Origin of the sequence: Methanobacterium sp. (assembly GCA_030017655.1) — an archaeon.
Classification (GTDB): Archaea; Methanobacteriota; Methanobacteria; order Methanobacteriales; family Methanobacteriaceae; genus Methanobacterium_D.
The window spans coordinates 105,774-124,349 of sequence record JASEIM010000001.1 but is presented as its reverse complement, the minus strand read 5'-3'; the positions used below and the strand labels follow the sequence as shown (position 1 = coordinate 124,349).

Annotated in this window: 14 protein-coding genes; 5 read left to right on the top strand and 9 right to left on the bottom strand. The window is 29.5% G+C overall.

Annotation, left to right across the window (positions count from 1 at the left end; translation table 11 throughout):
• The 4 genes from QMD61_00595 to QMD61_00580 all read right to left on the bottom strand — a co-directional run bounded on the left by QMD61_00595 (position 1) and on the right by QMD61_00580 (position 7,053).
• A complete protein-coding gene (locus QMD61_00595) occupies positions 1-3,621 on the bottom strand; it encodes a DUF6079 family protein (GenBank protein MDI6723122.1) in 3,621 nt (1,206 codons plus the stop codon).
• Positions 3,608-4,096 carry a BREX-3 system P-loop-containing protein BrxF gene (gene brxF, locus QMD61_00590; protein MDI6723121.1) on the bottom strand — a complete coding sequence of 163 codons (489 nt, stop codon included), beginning with the start codon at positions 4,094-4,096 and terminating at the stop codon, positions 3,608-3,610. The genes QMD61_00595 and brxF overlap by 14 nt, the downstream gene beginning before the upstream one ends.
• 321 nt (positions 4,097-4,417) lie before the next feature.
• The gene (locus tag QMD61_00585) at positions 4,418-6,871 is read right to left on the bottom strand and encodes an AAA family ATPase (GenBank protein ID MDI6723120.1); all 2,454 of its coding nucleotides are present in this window, start codon (positions 6,869-6,871) and stop codon (positions 4,418-4,420) included.
• Entirely contained in the window at positions 6,868-7,053 is a 186-nt protein-coding gene (locus tag QMD61_00580; protein MDI6723119.1) for a hypothetical protein, read from the bottom strand. Before QMD61_00580 ends, QMD61_00585 begins: the two co-directional genes overlap by 4 nt.
• Before the next feature lie 202 nt (positions 7,054-7,255).
• Between QMD61_00580 and QMD61_00575 the strand changes: the two genes are divergently transcribed.
• The gene (locus tag QMD61_00575) at positions 7,256-8,233 is read left to right on the top strand and encodes a type I restriction enzyme HsdR N-terminal domain-containing protein (protein ID MDI6723118.1); all 978 of its coding nucleotides are present in this window, start codon (positions 7,256-7,258) and stop codon (positions 8,231-8,233) included.
• A 30-nt stretch (positions 8,234-8,263) separates the two neighbouring features.
• On the opposite strand, the gene QMD61_00570 is transcribed toward QMD61_00575, so the two are convergent.
• A complete protein-coding gene (locus QMD61_00570) occupies positions 8,264-9,205 on the bottom strand; it encodes an ADP-ribosylglycohydrolase family protein (GenBank protein ID MDI6723117.1) in 942 nt (313 codons plus the stop codon).
• Positions 9,206-9,354: 149 nt separating this feature from the next.
• Here QMD61_00570 and QMD61_00565 point away from each other — a divergent pair, with 149 nt between their 5' ends.
• From QMD61_00565 to QMD61_00550, 4 genes are read left to right on the top strand one after another with little or no spacing between them, the layout of a single operon-like run.
• A complete protein-coding gene (locus tag QMD61_00565; protein ID MDI6723116.1) occupies positions 9,355-9,819 on the top strand; it encodes a DUF488 domain-containing protein in 465 nt (154 codons plus the stop codon).
• 6 nt (positions 9,820-9,825) lie between these two features.
• A complete protein-coding gene (locus QMD61_00560) occupies positions 9,826-10,248 on the top strand; it encodes a DUF488 domain-containing protein (protein ID MDI6723115.1) in 423 nt (140 codons plus the stop codon).
• A complete protein-coding gene (locus QMD61_00555; GenBank protein MDI6723114.1) occupies positions 10,245-11,039 on the top strand; it encodes a hypothetical protein in 795 nt (264 codons plus the stop codon). The genes QMD61_00560 and QMD61_00555 overlap by 4 nt, the downstream gene beginning before the upstream one ends.
• Before the next feature lie 20 nt (positions 11,040-11,059).
• Entirely contained in the window at positions 11,060-14,128 is a 3,069-nt protein-coding gene (locus tag QMD61_00550; protein MDI6723113.1) for a DEAD/DEAH box helicase, read from the top strand.
• A 37-nt stretch (positions 14,129-14,165) separates the two neighbouring features.
• On the opposite strand, the gene QMD61_00545 is transcribed toward QMD61_00550, so the two are convergent.
• The 4 genes from QMD61_00545 to QMD61_00530 all read right to left on the bottom strand — a co-directional run bounded on the left by QMD61_00545 (position 14,166) and on the right by QMD61_00530 (position 18,260).
• Positions 14,166-16,547 carry a hypothetical protein gene (locus tag QMD61_00545; protein ID MDI6723112.1) on the bottom strand — a complete coding sequence of 794 codons (2,382 nt, stop codon included), beginning with the start codon at positions 16,545-16,547 and terminating at the stop codon, positions 14,166-14,168.
• Between the two features lie 615 nt (positions 16,548-17,162).
• Positions 17,163-17,618 (bottom strand): exodeoxyribonuclease III, encoded by a 456-nt coding sequence (locus QMD61_00540; protein MDI6723111.1) that lies wholly within the window; start codon positions 17,616-17,618, stop codon positions 17,163-17,165.
• 49 nt (positions 17,619-17,667) lie between these two features.
• Positions 17,668-17,928 carry a hypothetical protein gene (locus QMD61_00535; GenBank protein ID MDI6723110.1) on the bottom strand — a complete coding sequence of 87 codons (261 nt, stop codon included), beginning with the start codon at positions 17,926-17,928 and terminating at the stop codon, positions 17,668-17,670.
• Positions 17,929-18,008: 80 nt separating this feature from the next.
• Positions 18,009-18,260 (bottom strand): hypothetical protein, encoded by a 252-nt coding sequence (locus QMD61_00530; protein ID MDI6723109.1) that lies wholly within the window; start codon positions 18,258-18,260, stop codon positions 18,009-18,011.
• Positions 18,261-18,576: the final 316 nt, after the last annotated feature.

The following is an 18,576-nucleotide window of genomic DNA, read 5'->3' as shown; positions in this document are numbered from 1 at the left end:
TTATTCCTCCTCCCATAGTATCCTGATATTTCGTTTGTCTTTATTGCCCAGGACCTCTTTTTTATATTGATCCAGTTTTTCAGTGAAAGAATCATAATCTAAAGAGGCCGAATCTGAGAATATAAATTCAATAAAACTATTTGGATTAATTTTAACTGGTTCTATCTGTTTAAACAAGTTATTTAATGCACTAATAACCTCTTGATTGATTTCGTCAGGTAATTCCTGTTTATCCTTTATTTCAGTGATTATATCCTGTTCTTCGTTAGAGAGTAGTCCTATATTATCTCTGTAGGCTTCAATATCATCCAATATGGTGGTGGTCCATTCCTTAGAAATTTCATCAATAGAATCTTCTAAAATATCAATTTCCTGGTTGATATTGTCAATTCCTTTTAGATTTAGGGGGAACTTACACCATGGACAATAATAATTCGTATCATGCAACTGTTCTTCTTTAAGTTGGTTACACTTAGAGTGAGATAGAGATATGATTTCTTCATCCATTTTATTTAATCTCAGAGCATTAATTCCAGTAATGGTTTTCATATTTCTTAATCGTTTCATTTCTGGATTTTGATTAATATCCTCAAGTTTTTGCCATTTAATATCCTGACCAATTGTTTTTTCGTGTTTTGAGAAGTAAATAGTTCCATATCTAAGTTTATATTGTTGTAACTTCCCCTTAAGCATTCTCCGATTTTCAGATTTTAAAAGAGCATTAATTTCTATGAGTGGTGAAATCTCTTTTTCTAAATCCTTTAGAATAGTCCGATCTGATTCAGAGAAAATTTTTGGGTAATCCTCCATCCATTTTAAAGAATTCTCTACATATGAATAATCTTTATAGATGAATTCATTATAATCTAAGATTAATCCTCTAATATTTTGGATTAGATCAATTGTTCCTTTAATATTGTCCGCTTCATCCCCTAAATCTTCAATTTTCTTGAAATCATTAGCTGTTTTTACAGAATATAATTGTTCTAAGGGAAATTCATCAATTAGACCAATCTTCTGTTCTAATTCAGATAAATTAATTAAGGGGTCTGTTTTTAGCGAAATCTCAGAAAAAGCACTATTTATACCTTCAATATCTTCTTTTATTTCCAGTACTTTTGTTCTAAATTCTTGTAAAGCTTTAGAAATCTCTTTTTTATCCCGAATCAAACCTGGATTCAAATCTATGGCCCTGAATAATTTAGATAACTTTTCAATATCAGGACCATCATCGATAATGGCATAGGGAATATTCTCAAATGTGCGCAGACCAGATTTAAAGATCACAGCTAAATCAGAGGAAGTAATGGTCCCTCCACCTTTTTTACGGAGATTTATCTCTCCATTATAGGTTAAAACCACTAATATTAATTGAATTAGTTCTTTATCTAATCCAAAGGGAGAGATGGATAATCTTTCCACTAGTTCTTCCACACTAACATTTTTCCCTTTATTTTCCTGAAGTTTTTCAGTTATACGTGTAGAGTAAATAGAAGTGCTGGTATCGATGTATCCATCAATATTTAGTAAACCTAAAGCTACCAGCATATTTTTTGTATTGGAAAATAATGCGGATTCTCCTTTTTGGGTTAAAGAAGTAATAGTATCCTCAACTTCGCCTTTTATATTATTATGAGAAAGTTGATTTAAGAATTTAGGATATTTCGGATATTTTTCAGTGAAATAATCATTGAACAATTTTTCCTTTAAATCATGGAAGAATTCATTGAAGTTATCAGGTTCTTTAGGAATAACTGATTTGATTTTTTTCTTTTCCCCTGCAATTTCAATATTGGCTTCTAAAAACATCTTTAAAATGAGTTTTTTAGCTTCCTTTTCAGATTCACTGAATAGTTTTTGCATCACTGTTTTTTCAAAATTTTCACTGATAAGTAATCTAATGGCAGCCAATCTTTTTAGAATATAATTTAATTCATCATTTATTCCAATAGATAATATTCCAGTGTTTCTTGAGCTGGATAATTTTGATTGATTTTTGTAAGGGGATAAAACCACTAAATTAAAATCATATTCACCGTTTATGACATTTTCAGAATTATCATCGTAAATAAATGATCCTAGTCTGAAAGATTTCCTATCGGACCAGGTACAAGAATCTATGAAAGTTCTTATATAAGATTCTTCTCTATCTGAATTAATTAAATCACTGTATTTAATTAATTTTAAGAATTCTTCATCTTCCATACCTTTTTGGATTCCACCAGCTATTTTCCTCTCGATAATCGCTTCATAATCCACACCAGCCACATCTAGATAATAATAATCTTTATCTTTTACTATATATTGGCCATTAGCGGCAGTACGAACCCTATTTAATAAGACAGCGATTTTATCTTTACTATCCATTCCTTCAGACAATATTAACAAGGTATTAGCAAGTTCTTCCGGAGTAGCACCATTTAATTTAGTTTTACCATAAATAGCCAAAATTCCTAGCGCCTTGACTAATCTAAGAGCATCTTCCTGGTCACGTTCAGGTAATGTATCTATTTTAGTATCTAATGTTTCCACAGCATCAACAATAGAAATAATGTTATCTAAATTTCTAATGGTATGTTTGGAGTTGATTTCATCAAAAACAGCGTCATAAGTAATGAATTTAGGAAATTCTTCATATAAAATCTGGGATACTTTCTCCATACTAAACTGAATAACTCCTCTTTTTTCAAAATAGGGCAATTCGTCAAATATTTTAATTACATATGGATGTATGGGGAAAATATCAATAAATGCATCTGGATTAGCATTTATAGGTGGAAATTTCTCTTTATAATCAGATAATAATGATTCTAATTCTAATTTTTGCTCATTACTTTTTTTAAGAATCCGCTTGGAAATTACTTCCTTAATATCCTCTTTAGATATGGTAATTTGAACAAATCTCTCGGAAACCCTACCAAAATCCTCTGCTTGTTCCACATATTTTGGATTAGAGAATACATGTTCCTGCATGGAACCAATGAAACGGAAATCGTTGCTTATGGATACCTGTCCTAAAATACGTAAGAATTGTAAATCTCTGGTGATTTCTTCTTTAGTTTTTTGCTTTAAAAAATCAGATATTTCGTCAATTATCACTACAAAACCCATTTTCGGATCTTTTTCTTTGATTATACTGATGATTTCATTTAAATCTTTTTTGAAATCTTCGGGACCCGTAGAAATATATTGGGGTATTTTAATCCCATATTTTTCTTCAAGTTGTTGTTCTACTCTATCAAAAAAGAATTCGCTTAATGACGCCGAGCTGGGTTGTAATTCGAACTGTACTACAGCAAATTTTCGATTTAACTCTTCTTTAAATTCTGTTTTTAATTCATCATCTGAGATATATTCTGCTAGATCTCCATTTTCAAGTAAAGAAACAATCCAGGCTAAAAGGTGAGACTTACCGGAACCATAACCTCCAATAACCAGTACAGATTTACTCTTTGGTTTTGAAATATTGGAAATGATTTTTCTGACACTCTCTTTTAGACGTTTTGAAACAATATAATCAGAAACAATTGTTTTTTGACCATCATAAGTATCAATGTCGCTATCAATATCTATAACATCTTTTATCTCACCAAATTGTATTAAATCTTTAATTTGAGTCATTATTATCCCCGGGAATTGCTATTTTATCTAAATCAGCATAGACTACTTCTTCTAATTCGGTTTCATTATAATCTAATCTATCTGGAGTGGAGTATATGGCTAAATTTCCTCTTAATCTTGCTTGAATGAATATTATTCCCTCTTTATTACCTCTCATATGGTATTTAAACTGACCATATGGTCCAACTTTTCCTAGCTCTTCCGAATATAAGATAGATGTATTTATGAAAATTGATTTATCACCCAAACTTTTTACCCATCTTTTTATCTCTGAACCAATTCTTAATTTTATTTTTTCAGGAGGAATTTTATCAGATAATTCAAATATTTTCTCTTCTACATCGTAAACTTGCCAATCCTCCTTTTTAAGATAATTTATAATTTTTTTTTCTTTTAAACGATTATTTCCAACAATTGTTAGAAGTTTAAACCAATTTTTCCGGTTTTCGTCTAATAAATCATTGATATTTTCCATTTTTATATCCCCCCCTAATGATCGATGTAATTAGTGAAATCTAATTAAATCCCCTTATTTAGTGCAAACAAACATTTTTTTCAAGTATAATATCTTTTTATATTAAGAATTATTTTCTCTAATAATATTATTTCCTGTTTAGCTTTAATAGAAATATTCATAAAGTAAATATGAATAATATGAGCATAAACATATTGTTTCACATTTTTTTAAAAATCTAAATTGTAATTTACATTGTTTACTTAAAATAATTTCAGATGCATAATATATAAGTGTTAATGTTTTTTATTTACATTTAACTTTTTATTGATAATTAACTAATCATCTTTTTCTTATCAAATTCCAATTAAAACTTCCACAATTACACCTAACAGCTTCAGGAGTATTTTCTCGCATAGAAACATGAATCATCCCTTCACAGTTCTCACATTGAAAAACACGGAATAAATCCTGAAAAGCCTCAACAACAGGTTCAAAATCCTTCAAATCAAAGTCAGCCCATTCATTATAGTGCACATTTGCATTAATAGCCCATTGCTCTCCATTCCTGCGGTTAAAAACTTCTTTAGAGTTATTCTCAATCTCTTCTAACCTTGAAAGCTCATCAAAATTTTCCCATGACCTTGAAGCTGTTTTAGCCTTTTTTAACAATTTATTATAAGAACCAAGCGCTGCGGGAAGCAAGTCTCCAAGTTCATACTGCCCGCTTTCCTTAAATTTTACAGGCGCTTGCAGCGAATCACAGACCAACCGGAAAAACTCCTCAGACCCGCGCCTTAGTTTTGCAGCTGCAGCAGATACATCATTGCGCATTAAATCATCTTCAATCTTATCCCAAATATCAAAATCAGTGCCCACAGCCGGCCCAGATTCCAATGTCCAGTTGAAAAGCTCAATCATGCCTTTATTAGTTACAACACCTTCTGATCTAAGCTGACGGGCCCAGGTCTTGTCATGCGTTGTAATGAAAAACTGCCTTCCTTTAAACGAATTGGCCAATAATTTGCATATTTTTCTTCGATGCCCATTATCCACTGACATCATCACATCATCTAAAATAATTAAGTCAATCAGACCTTCTGTTATGCTTTCAGCAAGCGCCAGATAAAGACAAATTCCCATAGTATCCTGATGGCCCTCGCTGTGCAGTGCATTAGGTGGATGAACACCCCTACCATGGAAATCAACTCTAAAATCTAATCCTGCTCTTTGGGGGATAATTTCAGCTCTAAAATTGTTTTCATCTTCTTCATGCATTCCAATATATAGTTCTTCAAATCGATCTTTAATTCCATTGTATAATTGACCTAAAACTGATTCCATTGATTCAACATACGAATTAACCAAAGTCTCAGCTTTTTTATAGGAATTATAAGCTTTTTCAACTTCAATTTGAGCTTCTTCATATACTTTAAGGTTTTCTTCAAGTCGAATTAACATTTCCCAAGCTGTTTGTTTTGGAGTAGCTTCTGGAACTTTTAATTTAACACTTGAAAGTATTTCATCAAAAATAGAGCGAATATTTTCAGGTGCAAATAAATTCTGGACCTGATTTTCACTTAAATGATTATTATGATAATTTTCCAATACGTTCTCCAAAATAATTGAAAGTTCTTTTAAATCTTTTATCCAGGATTCAAGTATCATATATTTATCCTTTATTTTTAAAGTTTCTAAAGAATCCAAAATTTCATTAATATTAGACATTAATGTACTTATTTCATTATTAAGTGAAGATGATAATCGTGAAATTTCATCAAGTATTTTAGATGCTTCTTTTAAGCTGTCTAACTGATTTTCTAGATTTTCTTTTAACTCTCCAGGGTTCCAATCAGTTCCACACAATGGACAATTACCTTTTTCGTCAATTAGTACTAAACCTAATTCTGTTAGTCTTTTAAGGTCAGTTACTTTTTTAAGCCTGGGATCATCATAAATTTGAGCTAATAGACTTCTTAATTTCTCATCTGTTTTTGAAATATTTCCTTTATTTTCTTTTGAAAGTATTTGACAGATATTTTGAACATCTGACTCTAAAATATCCACATTTACGGAGTAAGAAGAGCTAATAACTGCTTTAATATCTTTTTTTAAAAGAAATGAATTAATTTCAAAAATAGGTTCTCCACCTAAAATATTACGATTTTCATTAATCATTTCAAGCACTTTTTCCTCATTAAAGCTTGTAATTCCAATTGTAGCATTAATATTTGCTTCAGCAGTTTTTTTAGAGCCTTCAGCAGATTCTAATTTATTTTTAAGTTGAGTTTTAACCCTCAATAAATATTTCCTTATTTTTTCTACTTCATTTATCTTAAGAAGCTTTTGAATCTGATCTGAACGCGCATGAGCATCTGAAGCTACATAATTAAGAATTTCTCTTCGAGTTAAAACATGTTGACCTCTATCCGCCATCTCTAAAATAGGTTTAATCTTAGATATAACTTCAGGATCACAGAATATAGTTCTAGGCTTATCCAAAGAACGTTTGATTTCCACTGGATATGAGAGACCATCTATTTCAAATAATCCCTTAACAGATACATCTGCAGGGGTGAAATCAATATGAGGACCGTGATCTTTTAGTCTTATATCCTTGGTACCTCTACCAGTCATTCTTGAAATTTGGCCAGTTAATAAAAAATCGAGTGCATCTACAATAGTACTTTTTCCAGAGCCATTTGATCCAAAAACAAGGAAGTTTTGACCATTAGGTGTTAATTTTATATATGGAATTCCCCGAAGGTTATTGATTTCAAGTTCTAGAAGTCTCATTCCTCACACCTTGATAAAACTTCCAAAATAGGGTTAATATTATTAAATTTACCTTCTTTAATGAGTTTTTTAATTTCAATTAATGTATCCGGGTCGAAATCTTCATGATTTTCAAGTTTTAACATCATTTCATTAAGAATTTGTTCAACAATTGTCTTTGAATGAGTTATTTCTTCCCTCATAATGTTCACCATGCATATTTTATCTAATTATTAATATTAATTAAACATAAGGCTATTAATTTGTAAAGAGGGTATACTCTTATTTTATATCATATTATAGTGGTTTATTTATATAATTCATTGTTTTCTATTAGAATTAAATAAAAAAACTTATATATAAATAAGTTTATTAATTTAAATCATTTTAAGGTGGAATGATTAATTGAAAAGATGGCTATTATCTTTAAAAGATAATGTAAACTATTTAAAAATAGATGAAAAAGATGAAATTAATTTTTATATTGATAAATATGCTAAAAAAGGAGACATTGTGGCTATTTATGCTAGTCCCTGTACTCATATTTCTCATTTTTTTACAGTTAAAGAATCATCACCTTATGAATATGGAGATTTTGAAAAAGAAAAATATCAAATGATTATTTACAAAAAATTTAAATTACCAGTCCCTATTCCCTTAAAGGAAATGAAAGAGTATTCTGTTTTAGATGGATGGATCACCAGATTCCCTAATTTTATTTATGAAATGCCTGCAGATACGTGGATTAAAATGATGAATTTTATTTTAGAGAAAAATCCAGAACTAATTAAGCCTAATACTAAACAATATGATACTAAAAACAAAAAGATACGTGATTATATGGATATAGAACATATAATAGAATTCGTTCAATCATGCGCTGAAAAATCTAACAATATTGACGATCAAACCTGTTGCAAGATTCCTTTAAATGAAGCATCTACTGAACAGACAATTATTCGCCCTATATTAAGATATTTGGGTTGGAATATTGATGATTTATGTGATTTAAATCCAGAATATAATATTGGTCCAAAAAGAGTTGATTATGTTTTAAACTACGGTAACTCTAACAAATTATTTATTGAAGTTAAGAATTTTAATAGAGATTTAACAAAAGAAAATGAAAATCAGCTCATAGACTATTGCGATTCAAAAAATGTAAACCTTGGGTTGCTTACAAATGGTAAAATTTGGCAATTTTTCTATTTAACTTATGAAAAATCAAACTATATTAGCAATCGCCAAAAAATTTGTGAAATAGATGCGCTTAAAGATGATAAAAAGAAGATTATAGAATTATTTAGTCAACTACTTTCCAAAGAAGCTATTAAATCAGGGAAAGCTTTTTCTTTTGCTGAAGAATTATCACAAAATAAATGATAGTTAATTTATTTTTCTCAAATCTTTATTTTATAATGAATTTTTACTAACATCATACAATCCCTCAACAAAAGAATCAATCAAACCAAATTCCGCCAGATTATCTCGCCATTTCCCTGGAATTCCACTCTCACCATAATAAGCCCCAGCAATCTGGCCATAGATAGCCCCTGTTGTATCAGCATCTTCACCTAAATTAACTGCCAGCAAGCAGCCATCTTCAAAATCTTTACCTTTATAAAATGCCCAGAGAGCCGCTTCTAAACTTTTAACCACATATCCTCTCCCTCGAATTTCTGGAGGGTTTCTTTCTTTAAATGAGCCTGAGACCACTTCATCAACTTCTGGATCTAATGGATTTTCATCAAAGTAACCATCAACTGGTGAATATCTTTCAGAAAGCAGTTCTTCTTTTGAAACTCCATTAATTGCCCCACAAATTATTCCGCCCATATATTTGCAGGCATCAACCACTTTCGGATGTCCATGAGTTGTTTTAGAGCTTTCACCTGATTTTTCTATTGCTTCCAGGGGATCCTGATGATAAAACATTGGGATTGGAGCTAAACGCATTAATGAACCATTACCACATGAACGTTCGTCTGTTGAACCACAATAAGGCTCACCAGTAGTTTCAAATTTGTGTATAGCTTTTCTGGTGGTGTTTCCGATGTCAAAACATCTTCCAGTGATGCTTAAATGTCCTTCGCGGTACCAGCGCCAGTATCTTTGGAGTTGATCAGATGGATTAAATCCCTTTTTCTCGATTAAACTCTCAGCAAGGCAAAGGGCCAGCGATGTGTCATCGCTCCATTCTCCGGCTTTTAAACCGTGAGGTCCTCCACTTCTAAAATCGGTTACGGGTTCAAATGTTCCGGAAGGCATAAATTCTATGGGAACACCTAATGCATCGCCTACTGCAAGTCCGATTAGGCAGCCGCGGAACCTGTCTTTTAATGAGTTATTCTCCATTTTTTCCACCAATTATTATCTTTATTTCCTAAAAATAAAAGTTACTTTTCATATCTGAATGTCTAAAAGTATTAAAAAGGTAATTTAGGCCATATTATTTAATAGTAATTAATATTATTATTAAATGAAGCAATAAAATTAATGATAACATGATATACACTATAGGCCATAGCAATATTACTCAAGAATCATTTATTGAGTTACTGAAATCATTTGAAATCCAATTAGTTGTAGATGTGCGTAGTTCGCCCTATAGTAAGTTTGTTCCTCATTTTAATCGTGATAATATCAAAAAAACACTAAAAGAAAATAATATTGATTATACCTTCATGGGAAATTATGTAGGTGGAAAACCCAAAGATGAGAAGTATTATACGGATGGAAAAGCGAATTATGATTTAATTGCCGAAAGTAACCATTATAAAGAAGGGATAGACAAAATAATTGAATTAAATAAAGATAAAAACTTAGTTCTTATGTGTAGCGAAGAAGATCCTAAAAGCTGCCATAGACATAATCTAATAACTCAAACTCTAATTAAAAAAGGTTTAAAAGTAATTCATATAAGAAAAAAGGGTAAAATAGATAAAGATATCCAAATAACCCTATTTTGATAGAATATGATAATTTATACAATTGGATTTACTCGGAAAACTGCAGAAGAATTCTTCAAAATACTTGAAGACAATAAAATAGAGCAGATAGTGGATGTTAGGCTTAATAATACTTCCCAATTAGCTGCATTTACTAAAAAACGTGATTTGGAATTTTTTTTAAAAAAAATTGCTGGTATTGACTATTATCATTTTGAATTTCTAGCTCCAACTAAAGAATTAAGAAAAAAAGTAAAAGATTGGGATGCTTATTCTAAAGAATATTTAGAGCTCTTAGAAAAAAGAAAAGTGTTAGAGAAACTGGATAAAAACTTTTTTAAAAAGAGAACCTGCTTCCTTTGCAGTGAACCTTCAGCAGAAGATTGTCATAGAGGCATTTTGGCTGATTATCTAAAACATAATTGGGGCATAAAGGTGGTGCATCTTTGAAAAACTCTTCTGAAATCATAGAAAATAAAAATTATGAAAAATATTCCAATAACAATATTGGTAATAGATTTTTTCCTAATGATGGAGTAATATTAACAATAACTGATGTAAGCCGTATGAAAGGTGATAAAGTTTGTATATTTGGTTTTGATAGTGAATTAAACCATATAAGGCCTATAATTCCTTATAAAAATGTTCATGAACGTTATCTTTTTGATATTGAAGGTAATAGAGTAGTTAAACCTTTTGCAAAGATTGAATTTGATTTAATAAGACCTTATCCAATTTCTCCACATACTGAAGATTATTTATTGAATCCTTGCTCTAAACCAGTTTTAAAGGGTAGTCTAAACGAAAAAGAAAGTAGGAATTTCATTGAATCAATAATAGATCCTGATATAAGTAGTATATTTGGAACAAAGATCATTAAGAATCAATATATTCTTAAAAACCATGGGAACCGTTCTATAGGTACTATAAAAGCTAAAAAAGTTAATAGAATTAAATTCATTAAATGGAAAAAACAGCATAGAATATTATTTTCTGATTTATCAGGAGAAGAATACGATTTACCAATTACTGATTGTGCTTTTCATAAATATTTCAATACTCATCTTGATAGAAATTTAAATCCAGAAAAATTAAACTTTCATGTTGAATATTTACTCAATAAAAGCCTTCTTTATCTTAGAATAGGATTATCTCGTATTATTGGAGAATATAAAAACCATTATCTTTTAGTAACTGGTATTTATAGTTATCCTGATTATAAAAAACAGATTATTCCCTGAAAAATCAAGTTTGGTGGATAATGTTAACTACCGATGAAAAAATTGAAAAAATACTTGAAAATCTCAAATTTGATAAGAATTTCATTGATAAAATCGAATACATAGACCAAAGACCATCTAAAAAAGGAGAATATTGTTATTTAGAAGATTTAAATCCCAGATTAATTCAATATCTTAATAAAAATAATTTTAAACTTTTTAAACATCAATGCAGAGTTTTTGAACTTGTAAAAGATGGAAAGAATGTAATAATAACAACTCCTACAGCATCTGGAAAAACTTTAGCATTTAATTTGCCAATTTTAGATACTTTAGCAGAGGATAAAAATGCCACTGCCCTCTATATTTACCCTGCCAAAGCCTTAAGCAGCGACCAGCTTCTTAAGATTAAAGAGTATGAAAAAGAAACTCAAATAAAGATTAATCCTCATAAATATGATAAAGATATAGACAGTGTAGAAAGAGCATTAGCGCGTCTAGAGGCCAGGATCATAATTACAAACCCTCATATGATTCACCAAACGCTTTTTTGGCATTTTCAATGGTGCCGATTTTATTCAAATTTAAAGTATATTGTTATTGATGAAGCACACAAATACAGAGGCGTTTTTGGATCCAATGTTGCACTATTAATTAAGCGTTTAATGAGAATATGTAATTATTATGGTTCAAATCCTCAATTTATTCTATCTTCTGCCACATTAGCCAATCCAGTTGAATTTAGCGAGAAATTGATTGGGAAAAAAGTTGAACTTGTTGATAAAGATTATTCAAATAAAGGGGAAAAAACTTTTGTATTTTTTAATCCATTTAATGTTAAAGATAATTCCATTTTATTTGATACACGTGATTTAATCTCAATGTTTGTTTTAAATGATATTCAGACCTTATGTTTTTCTAGAACTAGAAATATGGCAGAAACCATAAGTTCAAAAGTCAAAGAGTATCTTAAAGATAAAAATAAAGATATATATAATTCTATAGCTCCTTATAGGGCCCAATATCCAGTTAAAGAAAGAAGGGAAATTGAAAGTGGTTTAAAAAATAGAAAATATTTAGGAGTTATAAGTACTAATGCTCTTGAATTAGGGATAGATATAGGTAGTTTAGATGCAGTTATAATTTCAGGATATCCTGGAACTTTAATTTCAACTTGGCAGCAATTAGGAAGGGCAGGAAGAGGTAATAATAGTTCAATAGCTGTTTTGATGGGTACAAATGATCCTTTAAATCAGTTTATTATGAAAAATCCAAATTATGTTTTAAAGGGTTCTAATGAAAATGCAACATTAGATTTAGATAATGAAAAAATAATAGCTAATCATCTTATATTTGCTGCTTCTGAATTACCTCTTAGTGATAACGATTTTAATTTTTTTAATGTTAATGAATCAGCAATGGATAAAGCAATAGCTTTAGGCTTACATAAAGGAATTTATGGCTGGGAATATACAAAAATAGGAAATAATGGACCTGATAATCCTTCCGTTGATATTCCCTTACAACAAATTGCTGTTGAAGAATTTAAAATAATATATAATCGAAAAGTATTGGAATCATTAAATAGAGAAGATGCCTATTTAATCTCTTTTAAAGGTGCTACGCGCCCATATCAAGGTAATACATATATTGTAAAGAATTTTGATCATCATAATAAAAAAATATTCGTTGAAAAACAAAATATTGAATTTAGAAAAAATTCTGAAAAACGAATTGATTTAAATATTATTAGAGTTATTAAAACTGAAAAAATCGGGTTTTTAGATTTATATTATGGAGAATTAGAATTAATTATTGATTTTTATAAATTTGAATATGATAAAAAACGTAAAATTAATTATGAAAAAATTGATGTTCCTACTTTAAAATTTAAAACTAAAGGAATCTGGTTTAATATTCCAGATTCAACTCTTAATGACTTAGAAAAATTATCTAAAGACCCTGAAATAGTTAAATATTCAATTTCAGGAGCCGAAAATTTACTTTCCACTATGCTACCTCTAAAGGTTCTTTGTGATAGATGTGACATTGGTACTTTTTCTACTGATTTCCATCCCTATACTAATACAGCAACTATTTTCATTTATGATTCATATGAAGGTGGTATAGGATTATCAGAAAAATGTGTTGACATTTTTGGTGATTTAACTAAAATTGCTCTTAATCTTGTTAAAAAATGTGGTTGTAAGAGAGGTTGTGGTCTCTGTATTTATTCCTTTTCATGTGGCGCCAAAATAAAACCAGCCCATAAAAAGGGTTCTGTTTTATTATTAAATAAATTATTAAATGAAATGGGAGAAAAAGAGATAATAGACATAACCACCGAATTTGATTCTAATGAGATATTTAGGTTAATAGAAGAAGGATTATCATTTGAATATAATGGTGACCATCATAAAGCAATAAAATCTTATGATAGTGCTTTAAAATTAGATCCACAAAATTCTTTAGCTCTTTACAATAAAGGAGTGTCGCATCTGAATTTAGAGGATTATAATGAAGTAATAAAGTGTGCTGTTAACTGTATTGAGATTAATTTAAAAGATTTTAACGCATGGTATTTACTTGGAGCTTCATTTCACTATCTTGAAGAATACCAAACGGCAATGTATTGCTATAACCGAGTTTTAGAGTTTTTCCCAGATCATGAAGAGGTAAAAGAATGTATAAATATTTTAAAAAAATGTAATCAAGATGAAAATTATGAAATTAGTGAGGAGCATCAAGAGATTGTTAATACGCTTCAATATAGTCTTCTTGGAAAAAAACGAGCTGATGCTGCATATAAATTGGGGAAAACTAAAAATCCATATTTTGTTAATGTCTTATGTGATGCCTTAAATGATGAAGATGGAAATGTTAGGCGTTTAGCTGCATCAGCACTTGGAAAAATTAAAGATCCTAAAGCAGTTGATTCGTTGATTGATCTTTTAAATGATGAAAAGCCCCAAGTTCGTCAATATGCAGTTAAGGCATTATCTAAGATTAATGATCCTCGAGCATTACCTTATTTAGAAAAAATTGAAAATGATCCTGTTTATTATGTTGTGAAAGCAGTCCAGATTGCTATTAAAAATATAAAATCATGAATTTAACTAATTAATTCTCCCAGTCTTAGCTTTTATTTTAGATTCTAAATAAACGCTCTATAATATTTTCTTTACCTTCTGCTTTTCTTTTACATTTCCGGCAAATATTATATTCAATTTTATTTTTTACAAATTTATGTTTTGGTTTAGTTTTTCCACAACCAAAACATTTCTTTTCTTTTTTGCAATCTATACAGTATTTTGATTCTTTTCCATTTATACGAAACTTTCGACGGGGTTTAAATTCTCCACAACTTCTACACATCTTCTTTTTAAAGCAATATTTACAAACCGGAAGTTCTTTTCCATTTTTATAAAATTTTCTACGAGGTTCTAGTTCTCCGCATTCTAAACATCTTTTTTCTTTTATACATAAATTACAATATTTTATTTTTTTACCATTTTTATAAAAGTTATAACGAGGTTTAATCTCTTTACATCCTTTACATTTCTTTTCTTCCATGCAGATATTGCAATAATCAGTCACAATTCCATTTATTACGTATCTTCTTAATGATTTAGTGTTTCCACAACTCTTACATCTTTTCTTTTCCCTACAATATCTACATTTTGAAAGCTCTTTGCCATCTTTAAGAAATTCATAGCGAGGCTCGAGATTATCGCATTTTTCACATCTTTTCAACCTAAGGCAAGAAATACAGTATTTTTGTTTCCTGCCATCAATAATGAATTCATGAGAATTCTTTAATTGTCCACATCCTAAACATCTTTTAGTTTTAGTACATGAATTACAGTATTGTTGTTCTATGCCATTTTTAATGAAATCACGTAGGGATTTGGTTTCTCCACATTTTAAACAAACTTTATCATCTACACAAAACTTGCATACAGAAAGTTCCATATTAAATGAAATAAAATTATATCTGGGCTCTATACGTCCACAAGTATTACATTTTTTCTCTTCCACGCAATAAATGCAGTAATCTCCTATTTTTCCATCTTTATTAAATTCACGCAATGTTTTAATCTTATTACAACCAATACATTCCTTCTCTTCGCTACAAAGATTACATATATCAGTTTCTATACCATTTTTTAAGAAACTATAACGAGGTTCCAATTCTCTACAAATACTACATTCCTTTTCATCAAAACAATATCTACAATATCTTTGTTCTATTCTATTTTCCATAAATTCATATATTGGTTTAGTATTTCCACAACTTGGACATTTCTTTTCTTTGCGGCAATTATCACAATAATCCTTTTCTATTCCGTCTAAAAAGAAATTATAACGTGGTCTAAGTCCATCACAACCTTTACATTCTTTATCTTCACGACATGATTTGCAATAATCTTGTTTTACCCATTCATCATTAATATAATAGCGGCTAATTAATCTTGCATTTTCAAGAAAATGATAATAAGGCTTAATTTCTCTACAACTTGGACATATTTCTTCTTCTAAGCATGATTTACAATATTTTTGTTCTAAATCTTCTCTAAAGAAGATGTAACGTGGTTTAAATTGATTGCATCCGATGCATTTTTTTTCTTCCATACAATAGGAACATTTATCGCTTTCTATACCATTTACAATAAATTCATATTTAAATTTCTTTTGTTTACATATTATGCATTCTTTTTCTTCTAAACAATCTACACAGTATTCTTGAACTTTTAAGTTTTTTATAAATTGGTAATGATGCTTTGATTCTCCACAACCTTTACATTCCTTATTTGATAAACACTCTAAGCAATATTCTTGTTCTTTTTCCATTCTTATGAATTTAAACAATGGTTTAATTTCATTACAACCTTTACATTTCTTTTCTTCAAGACATGATGTGCAGTATCTTTTTTCATTACCATTTTTAATAAAATACATTCGCGATTTGGTTATTCCGCATGCTGGACATTTTATTGTTTCTCTACATTTATCACAAATTGATCCTTCAGAATCATTTTTAATAAATTTATATCGAGGCTTAAAATCCTTACATATGTTACATTCTTTTTTTTCTAAACATGAAGGGCAAAATGTTTGCTCTAATCCTTCCATAATAAAATTGTAACGTTGTTTAAATTCACTGCAGCCTTCACATTTCTTCTTTTGTCTGCAACTTTCACAGTATTCATTTTCTATCCCTTTATCCATAAAGTTCAAATGAGATTTAGTCTCTCCACATCCTATGCATATTTTCCCTTCTGTGCATAAAATGCAATTAGGAAGTTCTATTCTGTCTTTAATGAATTCTCTCAATGGTTTAGTTTCTCTGCATTTTTTACAAGTTTTCTCTTTTAAGCAATATCTACAGGTAGATAATTCATAACCTTCTTTTAAAAACTCATAAATGGGTTCATATTCACCGCAAACTTCACATTTTTTCTCTTTTAAGCAAGAATAGCAATAAATGCTATTTTCATTAGGAAATTTATCTAGTGATTTAAAACTCAAACAACCTTTACATTTTATCTTTTTTTCAGGTTTAATTAGAGGCCCAATCTCTCCTAAAGGATGATTGCAATATTTTTCTTTCACATTTGCTATAAAATTCCTAGCTATACTTTCATGTTCATGATTAATTGGAGAAATTCCTTCTGGAATAAAACTAATAATATTTAATAGATTATAACTTATATAATCATTAATTGGTTCAATAGGCAATTTTAAATTAGTTTTTGAGGATTTAAATAACTTATGAGGCTTTTTATCATGTGAAACTGACTTTATACGAGACCAATTTAATTCAAGGTTCGATACATCAATTTCAGGTGGACTAAAATTCCCAAAATAGTAACCATCGTAATCTAATTCTAATTCCTCAATTTCACCACAATTCGGGCAGCTAATTTCATCAATAGAACAATAGACGCCACATTTTAGACATCTTAAGATTAGATCACAACCATGATTAATTAATAAATTAAAGGTTCAAATAATCATATTCTTAACCTCAATTTATCCTTTAATTGTATTTATTTAAAGTATTTTTCCATTTCTTTTTAATTGAATCAAAAAGATGAGTAATAGAACTTAAATATAAGTTAATAAGCAGATTTAAATTATTTCTCAATATAATCTAACCCCAATAGGGCAATGATCAGACCCCATAACATCAGAAAGAACATAAGCAGAACCAATATTATCTTTTAAGCTCTTACATACAAAAAAATGGTCCAGACGCATCCCTATATTCTTTTCCCTGCAATTGTGGCCATAAGCCCACCATGTAAAGTTTTCATGATCTCCATTAAACATCCTAAAAGTATCAATATACCCAAAATCCATTAACTTATTTAAAAATGCTCTTTCTTCAGGTAAAAAGCCTGCATTTTTTGCAGCATTTACTGGATTTACAAGATCAATCTCGTTATGGGCTATATTAAAATCTCCGCAAATTATTACCTTTTCATCCTTTAATTCTCTCATTTCCTCAAGAAAATCCTCATAGAATTTAAATTTGTGTTCAAGCCCTTCTTTTGTGCCTTGGGCTGATGGAAAATAAATATTATATAAAATAAAAATCTCAAAAATAGCTTTTAGTATTCTTCCTTCATCTTCATAATCAGAACTGCTAAGCTCTTTTCCACACTTTCTGGTTTTTCTTTAGTGTAATTGCAACGCCAGCAAAACCTTTCAACTTTTTTGAGGATTGAAAATAGGAATAATATCCTTCAATTTCTTTTAATTCTTTTGGTAGTTGTTCTTCTGTTGATTTTACTTCCTGGAAGCATAAAATATGGGGATTTAAATCAAAAACTTGTTTTAGATATCCTCCTTTAAATCTACTTCGCAGTCCATTAACTTTCCATGATAATATCTTTAATTTATTCATTTCTTCACCATAATCTGTTATATGGACTGGTGATATTTAAATTAATTCAAAATTAGATTAGAAAATGTTAATGCATGGATTTACAATGCACTCATCGCCTTCTGATATAAATGCCATCCAGTATCTGCTAAAACCAGAATATAGGATGTATCTTCTGAAAGAAACCATGTAGTACCGTCTACTTCAAATACTTTTACAAAGCCGATTTTTTCTATGTTGGTTTCTAATTCTTCGGGGTCGCTGTTTTCAATGGTATCAACCACTTTAATTTCAAACTGCATGTATCTAATGTGTTCATCTATAAATCCATCGTCAATATCATCCCTTACCATTGAACTGCCCCTTTTTCTTTTAATCTTAAAAAACAATAATTTTTCTTAATTAGCTATTATTCTGTGTGATATACATCAAATAATTATTCCCTAGATCCATTCGATTATAATTTTTAAAATTTTTAAGCTTTATGACAAGATGCCAAATATGCCTTATATATCTCTAATTCTATTGATTCGGATTTATTCTCATTAAATCCCTTAAAATAATTGAAGAACAGATTAATTCATTATCAGAAAAAATCAAGTCTGGAAGGATTAAAGATCCCAAAAATGAAGAAATTAAAATAAAGATGATTAGAGCCCTTGGATATCT

What these genes read in the sequence shown, in the direction of transcription:
- QMD61_00595 (MDI6723122.1), bottom strand. Translation starts at nt 3,621, where the DNA reads ATGACTCAAATTAAAGATTTAATACAATTTGGTGAGATAAAAGATGTT.
- brxF (MDI6723121.1), bottom strand. Translation starts at nt 4,096, where the DNA reads ATGGAAAATATCAATGATTTATTAGACGAAAACCGGAAAAATTGGTTT.
- QMD61_00585 (MDI6723120.1), bottom strand. Translation starts at nt 6,871, where the DNA reads ATGAGACTTCTAGAACTTGAAATCAATAACCTTCGGGGAATTCCATAT.
- QMD61_00580 (MDI6723119.1), bottom strand. Translation starts at nt 7,053, where the DNA reads ATGAGGGAAGAAATAACTCATTCAAAGACAATTGTTGAACAAATTCTT.
- QMD61_00570 (MDI6723117.1), bottom strand. Translation starts at nt 9,205, where the DNA reads ATGGAGAATAACTCATTAAAAGACAGGTTCCGCGGCTGCCTAATCGGA.
- QMD61_00565 (MDI6723116.1), top strand. Translation starts at nt 9,355, where the DNA reads ATGATATACACTATAGGCCATAGCAATATTACTCAAGAATCATTTATT.
- QMD61_00560 (MDI6723115.1), top strand. Translation starts at nt 9,826, where the DNA reads ATGATAATTTATACAATTGGATTTACTCGGAAAACTGCAGAAGAATTC.
- QMD61_00550 (MDI6723113.1), top strand. Translation starts at nt 11,060, where the DNA reads ATGTTAACTACCGATGAAAAAATTGAAAAAATACTTGAAAATCTCAAA.
- QMD61_00535 (MDI6723110.1), bottom strand. Translation starts at nt 17,928, where the DNA reads ATGAATAAATTAAAGATATTATCATGGAAAGTTAATGGACTGCGAAGT.
- QMD61_00530 (MDI6723109.1), bottom strand. Translation starts at nt 18,260, where the DNA reads ATGGTAAGGGATGATATTGACGATGGATTTATAGATGAACACATTAGA.